Origin of the sequence: Mesorhizobium sp. CA13 (assembly GCF_020165235.1) — a bacterium.
Lineage (GTDB): Bacteria > Pseudomonadota > Alphaproteobacteria > Rhizobiales > Rhizobiaceae > Mesorhizobium.
Genome location: NZ_JAIUHS010000001.1, coordinates 114,033 through 129,569 on the forward strand (window position 1 = coordinate 114,033; position 15,537 = coordinate 129,569).

General features: G+C 62.3%; 15 protein-coding genes, 2 tRNA genes and 1 pseudogene. 10 read left to right on the forward strand and 8 right to left on the reverse strand.

All coding sequences use genetic code 11. The features are described 5' to 3' along the window. Positions 1-54 precede the first annotated feature (54 nt). Both LB566_RS00630 and LB566_RS00635 read left to right on the forward strand, forming a co-directional pair. A complete protein-coding gene (locus LB566_RS00630; protein WP_140548970.1) occupies positions 55-1,050 on the forward strand; it encodes an ABC transporter permease in 996 nt (331 codons plus the stop codon). Further along, complete coding sequence (locus LB566_RS00635; RefSeq protein WP_224622446.1) at positions 1,047-1,832, forward strand: SDR family NAD(P)-dependent oxidoreductase; 786 nt, start codon at positions 1,047-1,049, stop codon at positions 1,830-1,832. The genes LB566_RS00630 and LB566_RS00635 overlap by 4 nt, the downstream gene beginning before the upstream one ends. On the opposite strand, the gene LB566_RS00640 is transcribed toward LB566_RS00635, so the two are convergent. Further along, positions 1,813-1,968 carry a hypothetical protein gene (locus LB566_RS00640; RefSeq protein WP_224622447.1) on the reverse strand — a complete coding sequence of 52 codons (156 nt, stop codon included), beginning with the start codon at positions 1,966-1,968 and terminating at the stop codon, positions 1,813-1,815. The two genes, LB566_RS00635 and LB566_RS00640, sit on opposite strands and share 20 nt — an antisense overlap. Before the next feature lie 23 nt (positions 1,969-1,991). Here LB566_RS00640 and LB566_RS00645 point away from each other — a divergent pair, with 23 nt between their 5' ends. Together LB566_RS00645 and LB566_RS00650 are read left to right on the forward strand one after the other, a co-directional pair. Further along, a complete protein-coding gene (locus LB566_RS00645; protein ID WP_140493912.1) occupies positions 1,992-2,195 on the forward strand; it encodes a CsbD family protein in 204 nt (67 codons plus the stop codon). 522 nt (positions 2,196-2,717) lie between these two features. Beyond that, a pseudogene (locus LB566_RS00650) lies at positions 2,718-3,493 on the forward strand (class I SAM-dependent methyltransferase). Positions 3,494-3,677: 184 nt separating this feature from the next. Here the strand turns inward: LB566_RS00650 and LB566_RS00655 are convergent. After that, a tRNA-Asp gene (locus LB566_RS00655) sits at positions 3,678-3,754 on the reverse strand. A 217-nt stretch (positions 3,755-3,971) separates the two neighbouring features. Here LB566_RS00655 and LB566_RS00660 point away from each other — a divergent pair. Continuing rightward, positions 3,972-4,047: transfer RNA gene (locus tag LB566_RS00660), tRNA-Val, on the forward strand. Positions 4,048-4,413: 366 nt separating this feature from the next. Next, a complete protein-coding gene (locus LB566_RS00665; protein WP_224622448.1) occupies positions 4,414-5,313 on the forward strand; it encodes an ankyrin repeat domain-containing protein in 900 nt (299 codons plus the stop codon). 407 nt (positions 5,314-5,720) lie between these two features. On the opposite strand, the gene rbsK is transcribed toward LB566_RS00665, so the two are convergent. The 3 genes from rbsK to LB566_RS00680 are packed head-to-tail and all read right to left on the reverse strand — an operon-like array spanning position 5,721 to position 8,185. Beyond that, the gene (gene rbsK / locus LB566_RS00670; protein ID WP_224622450.1) at positions 5,721-6,650 is read right to left on the reverse strand and encodes a ribokinase; all 930 of its coding nucleotides are present in this window, start codon (positions 6,648-6,650) and stop codon (positions 5,721-5,723) included. A gap of 4 nt (positions 6,651-6,654) precedes the next feature. Next, the gene (locus tag LB566_RS00675) at positions 6,655-7,107 is read right to left on the reverse strand and encodes an RbsD/FucU family protein (protein WP_140515764.1); all 453 of its coding nucleotides are present in this window, start codon (positions 7,105-7,107) and stop codon (positions 6,655-6,657) included. A gap of 28 nt (positions 7,108-7,135) precedes the next feature. Continuing rightward, entirely contained in the window at positions 7,136-8,185 is a 1,050-nt protein-coding gene (locus LB566_RS00680; protein ID WP_224622452.1) for an ABC transporter ATP-binding protein, read from the reverse strand. Between the two features lie 289 nt (positions 8,186-8,474). Here LB566_RS00680 and LB566_RS00685 point away from each other — a divergent pair, with 289 nt between their 5' ends. The 3 genes from LB566_RS00685 to LB566_RS00695 all read left to right on the forward strand — a co-directional run bounded on the left by LB566_RS00685 (position 8,475) and on the right by LB566_RS00695 (position 12,289). Continuing rightward, entirely contained in the window at positions 8,475-10,139 is a 1,665-nt protein-coding gene (locus LB566_RS00685) for an ABC transporter substrate-binding protein (RefSeq protein ID WP_224622454.1), read from the forward strand. 97 nt (positions 10,140-10,236) lie between these two features. Beyond that, positions 10,237-11,358: a carbohydrate ABC transporter permease gene (locus LB566_RS00690; RefSeq protein WP_224622456.1), complete on the forward strand. Its 1,122-nt coding sequence runs from the start codon at positions 10,237-10,239 to the stop codon at positions 11,356-11,358. Positions 11,359-11,371: 13 nt separating this feature from the next. After that, entirely contained in the window at positions 11,372-12,289 is a 918-nt protein-coding gene (locus LB566_RS00695) for a carbohydrate ABC transporter permease (protein ID WP_224622458.1), read from the forward strand. Between the two features lie 169 nt (positions 12,290-12,458). Here the strand turns inward: LB566_RS00695 and LB566_RS00700 are convergent, their stop codons facing one another. Further along, positions 12,459-13,202 carry a creatininase family protein gene (locus LB566_RS00700; RefSeq protein WP_224622459.1) on the reverse strand — a complete coding sequence of 248 codons (744 nt, stop codon included), beginning with the start codon at positions 13,200-13,202 and terminating at the stop codon, positions 12,459-12,461. Between the two features lie 4 nt (positions 13,203-13,206). Then, a complete protein-coding gene (locus LB566_RS00705; protein WP_224623606.1) occupies positions 13,207-13,773 on the reverse strand; it encodes an SIS domain-containing protein in 567 nt (188 codons plus the stop codon). 187 nt (positions 13,774-13,960) lie between these two features. On the opposite strand from LB566_RS00705, the gene LB566_RS00710 reads away from it, so the two are divergent. Then, a complete protein-coding gene (locus LB566_RS00710; protein ID WP_224622461.1) occupies positions 13,961-14,983 on the forward strand; it encodes an aldo/keto reductase in 1,023 nt (340 codons plus the stop codon). A 95-nt stretch (positions 14,984-15,078) separates the two neighbouring features. On the opposite strand, the gene LB566_RS00715 is transcribed toward LB566_RS00710, so the two are convergent. After that, positions 15,079-15,351: an HU family DNA-binding protein gene (locus LB566_RS00715; protein WP_006201846.1), complete on the reverse strand. Its 273-nt coding sequence runs from the start codon at positions 15,349-15,351 to the stop codon at positions 15,079-15,081. Positions 15,352-15,537: the final 186 nt, after the last annotated feature.

The following is a 15,537-nucleotide window of genomic DNA, read 5'->3' on the forward strand; positions in this document are numbered from 1 at the left end:
AGAATTGCCCGGCATAGAACCGCCGCGGCATTCGAACCCAAACCGGATCAGCCCATGAGCCCCCGCACCCGTCAAATCCTCGAGTTCGTCCTCGACAATCTCGTCTGGTTCATGCTGGTCTTCGTGCTGGTGGTGTTCTCCCTTTTCATTCCCAATTATTTCCAGCTCGGTATTTTCGCCAACATCATCGAAGCCTCCAGCGTGCTGGGCGTGATGTCGATCGGCCTGGCGCTGGTCATCATCGCCGGGCACATGGACCTGTCGGTCGAATCGGTGGCCGCGCTCAGCGCCATGGCGGTCGGCATCCTGTTCTGCTCTTCAGGCATCGGCCTCGGGGTGCAGTTGCACCCGGACTGGCTGATGGTGCCGGTCTCGCTGCTGCTGGCGCTTGCCGTCGGCGGCATCATCGGCGCCTTCAACGGATTTCTGGTCGTCAAGGTCAAGATGAGCGCCTTCATCATCACGCTGGCCTCCTACATCTGGGTGCGCGGCCTGGTGCTGGTCATTTCGGGCGGCCGCTCGGCGCAGGATCTGGCGCCTGCCATCCGCTGGTTCGGCATCCAGCGGCTGATCGGTCTGCCGCTCACCGCCTGGATCGCGATCGCCTGCTTCGTCGTCTTCTCGCTGATCATGGCCAAGACGCCTTTCGGCAGGCACCTGGTGATGATCGGCGGCAACGAGACGGCGACCTTCCGTGCCGGCATCCGCGTCAACCGCAACCTGATCATCGCCTTCGTGCTTGCCGGCGCCATAGCCGGCCTTGCCGGCTGGCTGCTCGCGATCCGCACCTCGGGCGCCACCGCCAATCTCGGCGTCGGCCTTCTTTTCAACGCCTTTGCCGCCGTCGTTATCGGCGGTGTCAGCCTGAAAGGCGGCGTCGGCACCTTACCCGGCGTCTATGCCGGCGTGCTGCTTTTGTCGGCAATCAACACGGCGATCAATCTGATGGGTTTGCCCGCCAACTTCACCCAGGTCATTCACGGCCTGCTGGTGCTGGCGGCGGTCCTGCTCGACGCCTTCAAGCAAACCATTCGCCAGAGGCTCGCATGACCGTACGGCCAGAGACCGGAAGACTGTCCGGCAAGGTGGCGCTGATCGTCGGCGCCGCGCGCGGCATCGGCAAGGGCATCGCCCAACGTTTCGCCGAAGAAGGCGCCAGGCTTGTGCTTGCCGACACCGAGATCGAGGTGGGGCGGGCGACCGCCAGTGAACTTGACGCCGCCTTCATCGGCACGGACATCTCGCTTTTGGCCGATGTCGAGGCCGCCGTCGCGCTGGCACTCACGCGCCACGGCCGCCTCGACATCATCGTCCAGAACGCCGGCATTTATCCCTGGCAATTGCTGGAGAACACCAGCCCGGACGACTGGGACCGCGTCATGGCGGTCAATCTGCGCGGCAGTTTCAATGCCGCCCGCGCCGCGCTGGTGCCGATGAAGGCGCAGCGCCGCGGGCGCATGCTGTTCACCTCCTCGATCACCGGACCACACGTCACCAGTCCCGGCCACGGCCACTATTCCGCGACCAAGGCAGGCATAAACGGGCTGATCCGTTCGGCGGCGCTCGAATTCGCCGGCTACGGCATAACCGTCAACGGCGTCGAACCCGGCAACATCCTCACCGAGGGAATGGAGCTTCACCGGGGCGCCACCTTCATCAAAAACATGGAAGACGCCATTCCGCTCGGCCGGCTGGGCAGCCCGCGCGACGTCGCCAATGCCTTCCTGTTCCTGGCCTCCGACGATGCCAGCTACATCACCGGCACCACGATTGTCGTCGATGGCGGGCAATTGCTGCCGGAGGGGAGCGACTTCAGGCTGACGCCGCCGTGAACAAGGCGTGAGGGAAACAAGAAAGCCGGCGCACATCATCGCTGATGCCAAAGCGCAGCCGCAGCATTCCCGCGCTGGCGGTGATCGACGGGGATTTGGCCGCCGGAACCTCATGGCGATACACCCGTTCTTCCATGTGTGATTCAGGAGATAGCCACCATGGATTGGAACCGCGTCGAAGGAAACTGGAAGCAGGTCAAGGGTAAGGTGAAGGAGCAGTGGGGCAAGCTCACTGATGATGATCTCGACCGCATCGCCGGCAAACGCGATCAGCTTGAGGGCATTATCCAGGAACGCTACGGCATCGAGAAGGATCGCGTACGCCGAGACGTCGACGACTGGTATAGTCGGCAGGGCTGGTAGATAGCAGAGCTGCCATAAAAGGCATCTTTACCGAGAGCCGTTATGCCTACGGTGGGCGGACTCCCCCGCCCTTCCTGGCCATCCGCATGACTCGGCGCGCAAGAAGCACAGCGTCTACACCTGCAATATCTGCGGCCAGAAAGCCGATATGCGCCACCTACGCTGGTGGATGAACAGTCGGATCATGGACCCCTCGACATCGGCTAGAACTCGCCCATGTCGCGCAGATGTTCCGTTATCGCGGAATATCGAACCGCAAGGTTTTCTGCCATTATACTTTTTGGCGGACCCCAACCCGCCTGGCCGGCGTCCTGCCAAGTCGGGTTTACCCCACCCGCCCCCAAAAAAGGGCGCCGGCCACCTTGGCTCGGCACGGCGCCAAGTAAAAATCGTTATTCAAGCAGCCTTATATCGAGCCTCTGTACTGCGTAGCCTCATCAGCGTCAGCAATCGACTGCTTTGATCGGGTTGAGACTGGTTAAAGAAACTAGGTGACCGAGGCAGAACCCAAGTGAAGTGGAGATGTTGGATCGGGCTGATTTCTATGACGCGGAACTGAAACGTCACAATGATCATCTGCGCGTCGCCGCCAGCGCTGGGATACGTGACCGCGTGCTCGATCTCGGTTGCGGTGCAGGACAAACAACGCGTGAGGCGGCCCGTGCCGCGTCGGAAGGCGAAGCGACCGGCGTGGATACGTCCTTGGAGATGATCGAGATTGCGCGACGACGTTCCAGTGAAGCGGGGCTGCGAAATGTGGCGTTTGAGCAAGGCGACGCCCAGCACCACGCATTTCCCGCCGCCGCGTTCGACCTCTGCATCAGCCGGTTTGGCGTGATGTTCTTTGCCGATCCGGCGGCGGCGTTTGCCAATGTTGCCCGGGCAATGCGTCCGGGCGCGCGCCTTGCGTGGATGGTGTGGCAAAGTCAGGAGCGCAACGAATGGTCCGGCGCCATTCGGCGAGCCTTGGCACCAGGAACCGCGGTTTCGGCAGATGCCGGCACGCCGTTTTCACTTGGCGATCCTGCCCTCGCCACAGAACTTCTGACCACGGCGGGCTTTGTTTCGATCATTTTATCGACGTGCGGGAACCCGTCTTCTATGGACCAGACGTCGACAGGGCGTTTGACGCGCTCACCGACCTTTATCTTGTAAAGGACGCGCTGGCGCAAACCGATGAAGCGCCCGACAAGACATTGCAGCGGCTGCGCGATTTACTGGAGGCGCATATGACCAGCGAGGGCGTACTCTTCGACTCGCGCGCGTGGATCATTACAGCTCATCGGAGGACAGGGTAATTGACTTTTGCCCCTCGATCGATCGGAGACGCTTTCATCGTTGTTTACAAGCAGGGCCGCAGTTCAGCACGCGTAGGGTCAAATCCCTGACCCGCAAGGTCTGGACTATCTCCGACAAGAAGATATTTTGACATTCAACGTCGACATTTCTCCGAAGCCAAGGGCTTGTTCCCCTTGAGAGAAATGGCGCGAGTGACGGGGCTCGAACCCGCGACCTCCGGCGTGACAGGCCGGCACTCTAACCAACTGAGCTACACCCGCGCATTGACGAGCACGTGTCAGCCGTGTTCGTCGTTGGGGCGCTGGATAAGGGGTTCGCCACCGGGTGTCAAGCGCACGAAACCATCATAACATCAAACTGGAGAAGGTTTTTTGACAGCCGGCGTTTTGTTCGCAAATACGGCCCCCAACCACGGCGTCCCACGCTCATTTGGCCTTGCGAAGCTGGCCCCGACCGCTTAAAGGTCCGGCCCGGAGCGGGCGATTAGCTCAGTTGGTAGAGCGCTTCGTTTACACCGAAGATGTCGGCGGTTCGAGCCCGTCATCGCCCACCATACAACATCCACAGCGAGGCTGCCAGACGACGTCGACTTCGGTGGGCGCCAGCTTGCCGATTTCAGGCCCCATGCCCATTCGCAAGCGGATTCCTGGGCAAGAAAAGTGCGGTTGCGGCCGCACCGCCGCAATGAGGAATTCAAAGCACCACATTCCATGCTGCCGCAAGGAACGCGGTGAGCCGCGGCTGCTCTTAGATTGACGGCAGCTATATTCTCGAAACCCGAGAGTGCGTATTCTCACCTCACACAAAGGCGGGTCGCAATGCCCCGCAATTACATTAGCATGTACTAAATCGTTCCTTTCCGCTAAATTGCAGGTCAGTCTTGTTGAGTGCCCGGGACAAGCAGCTCAGGGAGGATACAATGATCGAGCGGGGACGCATGTGGGTGCTACGGGCTTCGTGGGCCCTCTGGCTTCTGACCCTGCCTGCCCAAGCGAGCAGCTTGGGTGATCTGGTCAAGAATGGCGACCTGGCGGCGGTGGTTGCCGCCCTGGACAAGGGCGCCAATGTAAACGAATTCGACGGAGTTACGCCGCTCTACATCGCCTGCGAACGCGGAAATGTGGAGCTGGCAAAACTTCTGATCAAGCGTGGAGCGGACGTTAACCTGCCCGTCAGTTGGCAGAGAACGCCCCTCTATACCGCCAACAAGGGCGGGCACGCTGACATCGTCAAATTGTTGCTCGATGGTGGGGCCGATCCAAATCAGGTGGCGAAAGCGCAGACGCCGCTGCACGTGGCTGCTGAAAATGGCTGCCTCCAGTGCGTCATCCATCTTGTCGAAGCCGGAGCAGACGTCAACGCGCTGACGTCGAACGGAAGCCCGCCCATACATCTGGCCAAGGTCAGCGGCCACGAGGACGTCGCGGCCTATTTGCGCAGTCATGGCGCCGCCCGACCGGCCATCGCGCCGATTTCACCACGCCTTGCATCGGCAAACGCCCAATTGGGCAAGGACATTTTCGACAGCACCTGCGTGGCCTGTCATCTTTCGCCGGGCGTCAGGGTGCCCAAGAAGGTCAGTCTATGGGACATCGTCGGGCGCCAGAAAGGTGCACAAGGCGATGTCCAGTATTCGTCGGCTCTGAAAGACGCTGGAGGCAATTGGACCTTTGAGGAGCTCAATCTCTTCATCTCGAATCCCGCACTCACTTTGCCCGGCACGGACATGTCTTTTCCGGGTTTAAAGGACGAGAACCAGAGAGCAGACCTCATTGCCTACCTGCGGACCTTGAGTGATGCACCGTTGCCGCTTCCTTGATTGCTCATGCGACCCCTGCACTACGCACATTGACTTGCAACGGCGATGCCCGTTGGGAAAGCGTTCGTTGCGCCTGCGAATTTCTCACACGGGAAAACCGGCCTTCTGAAGCCTGAACAGTTCGAGGGGCGCGCACTGAAGTCGAAAAAAGGCTGACGAGGAAACACGACCTGACTTGCCCGCTGATTTCAGGTCCCCATTCGCCGATCCAGTCGTCCGCGGATCGATGCGGCCGATGTCAATTTGTAAGATGGAGTCCTTCTTGGGCCTATCGAACCTTGTCAGAATGGCACCCGCCTTTGCCACTTCCATATATCGGTCACAGAGCTCCGAACCGAAGCACAGGCGTTGCGTCTTTGGCCTCGCGCTTGGCTTCGCCAGGATCGATCCCGGATGCGATCAAGCTGTCAAACGCTGCCGAGCAGGGCCTCAACCTCCTGCAGCGTCGGCATCGATGGCGCCGTGCCGGGTCGCGTCACCGAAATGCCGGCTACCGCACAGGCAAAGCGCACCGCCTGCAACGGCTCCACGCCTCGCGAAAGTGCTGCGGCCAGCCCGCCATTGAAGGCGTCTCCCGCTCCAGTGGTCTCGACCACCGGCCCCGCGCTGACGGCCGGGACATGGTCGGAGCGATTCTTCGAGTGAAGGAGCGCGCCCTTCTCGCCCAGCGTTACGATGACCGTGCCGACACCCTTTTCGAGCAGCTTGCCGGCGGCGCGCCGGGCGTCGTCGAGCGAGGCAACCTTCATGCCGGTCAACTCCTCAGTCTCCGTCTCGTTGGGCGTGAGGTAGTCGCAGAGCGAATAGATGCGGTGGGGGAGTTTGGCCGCCGGAGCCGGGTTGAGGATGGTCGTCACCCCTGCCCCGCGCGCGATCTCCAGCGCCCGCAGAGCCGCCTCGATGGGCTGTTCGAGTTGCGTCACGAAGACGCCGGCGCCACGAATCAAGGCGGCATTGGCCTCGATGTCGTCGGGCGAGATCAGCATCGCCGCGCCGGGGCTGACGATGATGGCGTTGTTGCCGGTGCCCTCCTCGACGAAGATATAGGCGGCGCCCGTATAGCTATCGGGCGTGTCGATCACGGCATTCTTCACGCCGGCGTCCTTCCAGGTGCGCTTGGCCATGTCGGCGAAGGCATCGACGCCGAGGCGCGTGAGAAAGGTTACATCGGCGCCAAGCTTGCCGACAGCAACCGCCTGGTTAGAACCCTTGCCGCCGGGACCGAGGGTAAAGGACGTTCCGAGGATCGTCTCGCCCATGCGCGGCTGCCGCGCGGCGCGATAGGCCGTGTCGGCGACAAAGACTCCGAGGATGAGGATCGGCTTGCCGGCCACCATGCCGCTACTCCGCATCCGGCGGGACCACGCCCTTGCGGAAGGCGAAGCAGCCGTAGAACCGGCGTTCGCCGGTCTGGATGACGCAATAGGCCTGCTTGGCGCGCTCGTAGAAAGCGTAGCGCTCGACCGGCAGCATCGGCCACGGCTTGCCCTCGGCGGCGTCGATCTCCTTTTGCACTTCCTGCTGGACGGGCGGGATCTCGTCCGGCTTGCCGACGATCTCCATGCGCGCGGCTGAATCGTCGACGAACGTATCCAGCGGGTAGAGCGACAGCACCGCCTTCACGACTTGCGCCGCCGGCGCATCGATGCGCAGCAGCCGCCCGAGCGCCGTCTGGCGCGCCACTGAATCGGAGGGGAAGTTGGTGTCGGCGATAATCAGGTCGTCGCCGTGTCCCATCGCCCGCAATGCCTGGAGCACGTCGGCATTGAGGAGCGGATTGATCCCTTTGAGCATGATATTTCCTCGTGAAATGAGTTTGAGGTCAGAGACGCCTGCCGGTCTCGGCATCGAACAGATGGATGTGGTCGAGCCGCGGCCTGAGCTTGAGCGTATCGCCGGGCTTGAAGTCGTGGCGCTCGCGGAACAGCGCGACCATCTCGCCGTCCCCGAAACGCAGGAAGACCAGGGTTTCCGAACCAGTCGGCTCGACCACCGAAATCTTGGCAGGCACGCCATCGGCATGGATCTCGAGATGCTCCGGGCGCACGCCATAGACGACCGCGCGCCCTTCCTCCATGGCGCTGCCGGGCGCGACGGGAAACAGGGATCCGGCAATGTCGACGCCGCCCTTGCGCGCGACGCCCTTGAGCAGGTTCATCGACGGCGAGCCAATGAAGCCGGCGACGAACAGGTTGGCAGGCCGGTCGAACAATTCCAGCGGCGCGCCGACCTGCTCGATGCGGCCGTCGCGCATCACCACGATCTTGTCGGCCATGGTCATGGCTTCGATCTGGTCGTGCGTGACGTAGATCGTGGTGGTCTTCAGCCGCTGGTGCAATTCCTTGATCTCGGTGCGCATCTGCACGCGCAGCTTGGCGTCGAGATTTGAGAGCGGCTCGTCAAACAGGAACACCTGCGGGTTGCGCACGATGGCGCGGCCCATGGCGACGCGCTGGCGCTGGCCGCCGGAAAGCTGCCGGGGATAGCGTTTCAGGTAAGGGTTGAGGTCGAGGATGTCGGCGGCGCGCTTGACCCGCTCGGCAACCACGGCCGGATCGGTTTTGCGCAGTTTGAGCGCGAAAGCCATATTCTGCTCCACCGTCTTGTGCGGATAGAGCGCATAGTTCTGGAACACCATCGCGATGTCGCGCTTGGCCGGCGGCAAGTGGTTGACCACACGGTCGCCGATGGCGATCGTGCCGCCGGAGACGGTCTCCAGCCCGGCCACCATTCTCAGCAGCGTGGACTTGCCGCAACCCGAAGGACCGACCAGCACCACGAATTGGCCGTCAGATATATCGACGCTGACTTCGTGCAGAACCTTGACGGTTCCAAACGCCTTGGCCACTTTGCTGATCGCGACTTGAGCCATATCTCCCCCGTCGGCTCCATTGCCGTATGCGCAGAAGCTAACCAACGCGACCTGCCAGGGCAAGCCGGTCTCTTCCCGACAAAAACCCGGTCTCGTTGACACGGCGTTTGGTTGCGAGAATAGTGACGGGCGCTGGTCCGAATACCGGTCGCCCGAACCAAAAAAACGGAACTTCAATCGAGCAGGTGGGGTCCTGCATCGTTCGTTTCCGAACCGGGAGAATCGTTTGGCGCTCCAGCGCCTGAGAAATTTGGCCACATTCACAACAGATATTCTGGGAGGAACATCGATGAAAACAGGTCTCTACGAAACGCTGGTCCGCGCGGGGGCAACCCGACGCGACATATTGAAGGGCGCGGCCTCGATGGCCGCGATCGCTGCCGCATCCGGCGCCGGGCTCGGCGCCCTCACGCGCCCGGCCTCCGCCGCCAGCGAGCTGCGCTCGAAAATCCTGCAGATCCCCGGCGTGGGCAAGGGTCAGCCGACCGACGCCGACTTCCAGAAGGTCGGCGAGCTCTGCCTCGAGGCGACCAAGGCCAATGTCAAGGAAGGCGAATTCGCCGGCGTCGAGCTTACCTTCATGGGCCTCAACAACCAGAACCTGCACAATGTGCTGTTCCGCGGCTTCCTGAAGCCCTGGGAAACCTATACCGGCGCCAAGATCAACTGGATCGACCTGGCGCAGGCCGACTACAATGCCCGCCTGCAGCAGTCGATCGCCACCGGCACGGTCGACTTCGACATCATCGAGATGGGCGCGCCCTTCGAGGGCGACGTCTGCGGCAAGGGCCTCACGTCCGAGATGCCCGACTGGGTCAAGACCCAGATCGATTTCGACGACCTCGTCAATTATCTGAAGCCGCCTGTCGGCACCTGGAACGGCAAGCAGTACCGCGTGACCGTCGACGGCGACGCGCATAATTTCAATTACCGTACCGATGTGTTTTCCGATGCCGATCTCGCCAAGGCCTGGAAGGACGGCGGCGGCGGCGGCGAATGGGGCGTGCCGAAGACCTGGCAGCAGGTCCAGGCGGTCACCAAGTTCCTCAAGGGCAAGCAGGTCAAGGGTCAGGACGTCTACGGCTATCTCGACGCACCGAAACCCTGGGGCGGATTCGGCTTCTATTTCCTTGGCAGCCGCGCCACCGCCTACGCCAAGCACCCCGACGACAAGGCCTGGCTGTTCGACGCCGACACGATGAAGCCGCGCATCAACAATCCGGCCTGGGTGCGCGCCATACAGGACGTGATCGACGCGCTGCCTTCGGAGCCCGCCGACCAGATCAACGCCGATCCGAACACCACCGCCTTCCAGCAGTTCCTGGCCGGCACCGGCTCGATGGTCACCTGGTGGGGCGATGTCGGCTCGAACGTCAAGACCAACGACTCCTCCGTCGTGGGCGACGTCACCGGCTTCTCGATCCTGCCCGGCTCCGACGACGTCTACAACTCCAAGACCGGGCAGTGGGACAAACTCGCCAGCGGACCGAACTATGCGCCGAACTGCGCCTATCTCGGCTGGGGCGTATACGTCATGGCCCGCGTCGACAGCGACGAGAAGAAGAAGAAGGCGGCATGGTCCGCCGCCGCCCATCTCGGCGGCAAGGACCTGTCGATCTGGACGGCGATGTACCCGTCGGGCTTTCAGCCCTACCGCAACTCGCATTTCGACATTCCGGAGTGGGTGGCGGCGGGCTATGACGAAGCCTTCATCACCTCCTATCTCAAGTCGGAATCGGACAGCTACAACCACCCGAACGCGGCGATCGAGCCACGCATCCCCGGCATCTTCCAGTACTATTCAGCCGCCGAGGACATTCTGGCAAACACCTTCGCCGGCAAGATGAAGGCGCAGGAGGGCGCAGACGCCATTGCCGTCGCCTGGGAGAAGCTGACCGACCAGATCGGCCGCGACAACCAGATCAAGCTCTACAAGGCCTCGCTCGGCCTGTAGGCAGGCGTTATGATGGATCACGGCCCGGCGGAACGTCGTCGTCGGGCCGTATCTCGGCCGGCTTCGGCCGGTCATTTGCGCAAATGAGGCAAGAGGCGTGGCTGACCAGACTTCGACCACGAATGCGTGGCCGGCAAATTCCGTACCGAACGACCTGATCCCGCCCGGCCGCAAACGCCTTGGTTGGTCCCTGATGGCCGTCGCGACGCTCGGCCTTCTGGCAACGATCCTGGTGCAAATCCTCTACAAGAGCGAGGTCGACACGATCGGCTTCGAGACATGGCGGCCCGTGGTCTACGCCTATGTGTTGTGGGGCGTGGCGCTCGGCGTCGGCCAGGTGCTGACGCGCGGCGAAGACGGCCAGCGTGCGCTGTTCCTGCTGCCGGCGCTGCTGTTCACCATCGCCATGGTGATCTTCCCGACCTTGTTCGGCTTCTACATCGCGCTGACCGACTGGAACCTGAGTTCATTCTCGGGCCGCAAGTTCAACGGGCTCGACAATTTCTGGCAGATGCTCGGCGATCCCTATTACCGCAACGCGCTGTTCAACATGGTGCTTTATGTGCTGGCGGTGCTGGTCGAATATGTCATCGCCTTCGGCCTGGCGCTGCTGCTCAACGCGCAGATCCGGGCGCGCAAATTCTTCCGCGTCGTCTTCCTGATGCCGCTGATGCTGTCACCGGTCGCGGTATCCTGGATGATCGGCAAATCGCTGATGGAGTACCGGTTCGGACCGGCGGCGACACTGGCCCGCCACCTCGGCTGGGACAACCCCGCCTTCTTCTCCAACCCGATCACCGCCCGCATCTCGATCATGATGCTCGACGCCTGGACCTTCATCCCCTTCATGATGATCATGCTGCTCGCCGGCCTGCAGGCGATGTCACGCGAGGTGCTGGAGGCCGCGCGCGTCGACGGCGCCACGGCCTGGCAGACCTTCTGGCAGGTCACCTTCCCGCTGATGCTGCCGGTGTCGGTGACCGCGGTCGTGCTGCGCATCATCTTCAAGCTGAAACTGGCAGACATCATCATCACGGTCACCTCGGGTGGTCCCGGCGGCGCCACCGATTCCGTGTCGAGCTTTATTTATCGCGAGTACCGGGACCGTTCCAATGTCGGCTACGGCACGATGCTGGCGATGGCCTATCTCGTCATCATCGTGGTGTTCGTGACCTGGCTGCTGAAGGTCGCCAACCGCTTCGTGCGCAATGTGAACTAGTGCGGCAGGGATCATGAGCGTCCAGACCACCGACTACACCGTCTCCGAAATCCGCTCGCCGGCGAGCTTCATCGCCAGCCGCGTCTTCATCTATGGCGCGCTGGTGTTCTGGGCCTTCATCTGCCTGTTTCCGATCTACTGGACGATCACGACCTCGTTCAAGTCGGCGGTAGACGTGACCCAGGGCCATCTCATCCCCTTCATCGACTTCCAGCCGGACTGGAAGGGCTGGCGATCGCTTGGCCTGTCGCCGGATTCGATCTTCCAGACGTCGACCGTCCGCGACGAATTCTTCAAGCGCTTCATGAATTCGGTCATCACTTCGGTCGGCGCGTCGAGCCTGGCCATCGTCATCGGCAGCCTCGCCGCCTACGGCCTTACACGCTATCGCTATCACTTCGCCTGGTTCAAGAACGAGGACATTTCCTTCTTCTTCCTGTCGCAGCTCATCCTGCCGCCAGTCGTGCTCGCACTGCCGTTCCTGGTGCTTTACCGCGAAGTCGGACTGCTCGACACGCGCATCGGGCTGATCCTGCTCTACACGCTGATGGTGCTGCCAATCGTCATCTGGATCATGCGCGACCAGTTCAATTCCATCCCCGTCGAGCTCGAGGAAGCGGCCCTTGTCGACGGGTTGTCGATCTGGGGCGCGTTCTTTCGCATCGTCATGCCGATCGCCCTGCCCGGCATGGTCGCGGCTTTCATCCTGGCGATGGTGCTGTGCTGGAACGAGTATTTCTTCGCTGCCCTTTTGACCTCGACCGACGCCAAGACAATTCCGGTCATGGTGGCGAGCCAGACCGGTTCGCAAGGCATCAACTGGTGGTCGATGGCGGCGCTTGCCACGGCGGCAATCGCGCCCTTGGCCGTCATCGGCATCGCGCTGGAGCGCTACCTGATCATGGGCATGACCGCGGGAGCGGTGAAATAGGCGGCGCTCCTTCCTTCCCCCCTTGTGGGGGAAGGTGGATCGGCGCGCAGCGCCGAGACGGATGAGGGGTGTTCCAGCGAAGTGAGACGTCGGCGTTCCCTGGAACACCCCTCATCCTTCGCCTTCGGCGACACCTTCTCCCACAAGGGGAGAAGGCAGAACCGTCCCGTCAGCGCCCCAATATCGCCCGCAAATGATCGAGGATCATCACCACGCCCTCTGCTCCGAGCGCAGCCGAGGCATCCGGAGCGCTGGCCGTATACCAGCTCGTATTGTCGGCGAAATGGCCGGCATCGACAGCTTCGGGGCATAGCGCCAGCATCAGCGAGGTCTCGCCGATGCCGGCATGGTCGAACGGGTACTTGCCGTTCATCGCGGCCGGCATCAGAGGATGCACCTGCACCCAGTTGAAGAAGTTTTCACCCGCGGCGTGTCCGGCATAGTAGTCGGCCATCGCGTCGGACCCCCACCAGCCCTCGCCACGCTGCTTTTCGAGGAAGCGGAAGATCGCCTGGCGGCCGGCGGTCTTGAAGGCGAGATCGGTCGGCATGCCGGCGGCGAAATTCTCGGTCTGGTGGTGGATTATGGCATGGATGTTGCGAAAACCGATGCGCAGCAGGCTGTAGAACAGTTCTTCCGCGAAGGGGGCCAGTTGATTGCCGCCGACCTGCACCGAGCCGGTGCCCTCCGGCGGCGCCACGGCGTAGCTCGCCGCGCCGTAGTAGAATGGCGGCAGGATGACGATCTCCCGCTCCTTCTCGAACAGCTCCAGCGTCTTGACGACCGCCAGCGTGTCCATGCCGACCGCCATGTGCTCGCCATGGTATTCGAGCACGCCGAGCGGCAGCGCGACCGGCCAGTTCTGAGCGATCGCCTTGCGGATCTGGTGCGGCAGCATCAGCTCATAGCGCATCGCACTACTCCATATTGGTGTGGCGGGCCCGCATCGCCTCCGGCGAGGCCGCGGTCAAACCCCTGAGCTTCAGCACCATGACCTCGAACAGCAGGAACAGTGCGCCTTCGAACACCGATCCCATCGGCAGGACCGATGTTTTTTGCGGGCCCTGGTCGTCGGCCATGGTCTGCGCCGGCACGAGCAGCGCGAAGTCGGCCAAGCGTGCTGCACTGCCACCCGGCTGGGCGGTCAGAAGCAGAACCGTCGCGCCGGCCTGGCGCGCCACCTGCATCAGGGTCAGTACGGTCGCGGTTTCTCCAGGCCCGGAACTGACGAAGAAGACATCGCCCGGTCCCACGGGCGGCGTCGTCATGTCGCCGACCACCGACACCGGCAGGCCCAGATGATGGAGCCGCATGGCGAAGCCCTTGACCTGCAAGGCCTCGCGGCCGCAGCCATAGACGACGATCTGCCGTGCTCCTGCGAGCATCCCGCAGGCGGCATCGATCCGGCCGTCGTCAACGCGCGCCAGCACAGTGCCGAGCTCGTCCAGAGCGGTCCTGAACATCTGCGAGCCCGCATCGCTCATGGCGGTGCCGTCCAACGACCCAAGGTCGAAGAAGAGTGGAAATTCCCGGTCACGTCTCTCCCCGAACAGCTTGTTTTTATTCATGGTATCACCGCGAAAATCCGTGTCCAACGCCCCTGCGCGCTTTTGCTGTGCCACGAGCGTGATAGTGTCATGTCAGACAAATCAATGAGGCAAACGGCAGGATATGAAGACACGGTATTTCGACCGCATCGGCAATGGCGGCATCAGCTTCACCGAACTCGGCTTCGGCACGGCGCCGCTTGGCAACCTCTACCGCGCCGTCTCGGACGAGGACGCCAATGCGACGCTGGAGGCTGCATGGGCGACCGGCTGCCGCTACTATGACACCGCGCCGCTCTATGGGCTTGGCCTGTCGGAGACGCGGCTCAATCCCTTCCTGCGCGGCAAGATGCGCGACGACTACGTGCTGTCGAGCAAGGTCGGCCGCATCATGCGCGCCTGTCCGCCGCAAGAGCGCACCGGCATCGGCAAGTTCTTCGACACGCCGTCGCGCAAGGAGGTCTACGACTACAGCTATGACGGCGTGATGCGCTCCTTCGAAGCGTCCCTGGAACGGCTCGGCGTCGACCGCATCGACATTCTGTTCGTGCACGACGTCGACATCTTCACTCATGGCAGCAAGGAAGCGTCCGACCAGCGCATAGAGGAGTTTATGCGCTCCGGCTATTACGGGCTGCTTGCCTTGCGCGACCAGGGCGTCATCAAGGCCTTCGGCGGCGGCATCAACGAATGGCAGGTTGCCCAGACATTGGCCGAGCGCGGTGATTTCGACCTGTTCCTGCTTGCCGGCCGCTATACGCTGCTCGAGCAGGAGGCGCTGACATCCTTCCTGCCGCTCTGCCAGAAGCGCGGCATCGGTATCGTTTTGGGCGGTCCCTACAATTCCGGCATCCTGGCCACGGGGCCGAAGCCGGGTGCCTTCTACAACTACACCGAAGCGCCGCAGGACGTGCTCGACCGGGTGGCGCGCATCGAGGCGGTCTGCCGGCGCCATGACGTGCGCCTGATCGAGGCAGCGCTGCAGTTCCCGTTGCTGCATCCGTCCGTCGTGTCGGTGATCCCCGGTGGCCAGCGGCCAAGCGAGGTCGAAAGCAACCGGTCGCTGCTCGATGCGAAACTGCCTGCGGCACTCTGGGCCGACCTGAAGAAGGACGGCCTGATGCGGGCGGACGCGCCGACCGCGTAGCTCGCCATCGCGACCCCATCCACCACTACCAGCGCAAAAGAAAAGCCGGGGCTTGCCCCGGCTTTTCTGATATTTTGAAATTTTAAAAAAGGCGCTTAATTGACGGCGTCCTTGAGACCCTTGCCGGCCGAGAACTTCGGCACGGTGCGCGCCGGGATCTTCACTTCGGCGCCGGTCTGAGGGTTGCGACCGGTCGAGGCCGCACGCTTTGACACGGTGAAATTGCCAAAGCCGACAAGCCGGACATCGCCGCCCTTCTTCAGTTCGCCGGTGATGACGGAGAATACCGCATCGACAGCCGACTGCGCGTCACCCTTCGAAATGCTCGCGGCGTCGGCGACAGCGGACACCAGTTCGTTCTTGTTCATAAAAATTCCCTTCCATGAGAACACCGGAACTCACGACTCATCCGGCAGGAAACGGACTTTAGAAAGAAGCGCTCGCGCAACCAAGTCGAAAAGCCGGGAAAGAATGGAAAAAAGCCCGGAATTCCGGGGTTTTTCACATGAAAAAGCCGGGCGCGAGGCCCGGCTTTCTGTTTGTGCGCTGCAACT

What these genes read in the sequence shown, in the direction of transcription:
- LB566_RS00640 (WP_224622447.1), bottom strand. Translation starts at nt 1,968, where the DNA reads ATGGAAGAACGGGTGTATCGCCATGAGGTTCCGGCGGCCAAATCCCCG.
- LB566_RS00710 (WP_224622461.1), top strand. Translation starts at nt 13,961, where the DNA reads ATGAAGACACGGTATTTCGACCGCATCGGCAATGGCGGCATCAGCTTC.
- LB566_RS00635 (WP_224622446.1), top strand. Translation starts at nt 1,047, where the DNA reads ATGACCGTACGGCCAGAGACCGGAAGACTGTCCGGCAAGGTGGCGCTG.
- LB566_RS00645 (WP_140493912.1), top strand. Translation starts at nt 1,992, where the DNA reads ATGGATTGGAACCGCGTCGAAGGAAACTGGAAGCAGGTCAAGGGTAAG.
- LB566_RS00665 (WP_224622448.1), top strand. Translation starts at nt 4,414, where the DNA reads ATGATCGAGCGGGGACGCATGTGGGTGCTACGGGCTTCGTGGGCCCTC.
- LB566_RS00685 (WP_224622454.1), top strand. Translation starts at nt 8,475, where the DNA reads ATGAAAACAGGTCTCTACGAAACGCTGGTCCGCGCGGGGGCAACCCGA.
- LB566_RS00675 (WP_140515764.1), bottom strand. Translation starts at nt 7,107, where the DNA reads ATGCTCAAAGGGATCAATCCGCTCCTCAATGCCGACGTGCTCCAGGCA.
- LB566_RS00630 (WP_140548970.1), top strand. Translation starts at nt 55, where the DNA reads ATGAGCCCCCGCACCCGTCAAATCCTCGAGTTCGTCCTCGACAATCTC.
- LB566_RS00700 (WP_224622459.1), bottom strand. Translation starts at nt 13,202, where the DNA reads ATGCGCTATGAGCTGATGCTGCCGCACCAGATCCGCAAGGCGATCGCT.
- LB566_RS00695 (WP_224622458.1), top strand. Translation starts at nt 11,372, where the DNA reads ATGAGCGTCCAGACCACCGACTACACCGTCTCCGAAATCCGCTCGCCG.
- LB566_RS00680 (WP_224622452.1), bottom strand. Translation starts at nt 8,185, where the DNA reads ATGGCTCAAGTCGCGATCAGCAAAGTGGCCAAGGCGTTTGGAACCGTC.
- LB566_RS00705 (WP_224623606.1), bottom strand. Translation starts at nt 13,773, where the DNA reads ATGAGCGATGCGGGCTCGCAGATGTTCAGGACCGCTCTGGACGAGCTC.
- LB566_RS00715 (WP_006201846.1), bottom strand. Translation starts at nt 15,351, where the DNA reads ATGAACAAGAACGAACTGGTGTCCGCTGTCGCCGACGCCGCGAGCATT.
- rbsK (WP_224622450.1), bottom strand. Translation starts at nt 6,650, where the DNA reads ATGGTGGCCGGCAAGCCGATCCTCATCCTCGGAGTCTTTGTCGCCGAC.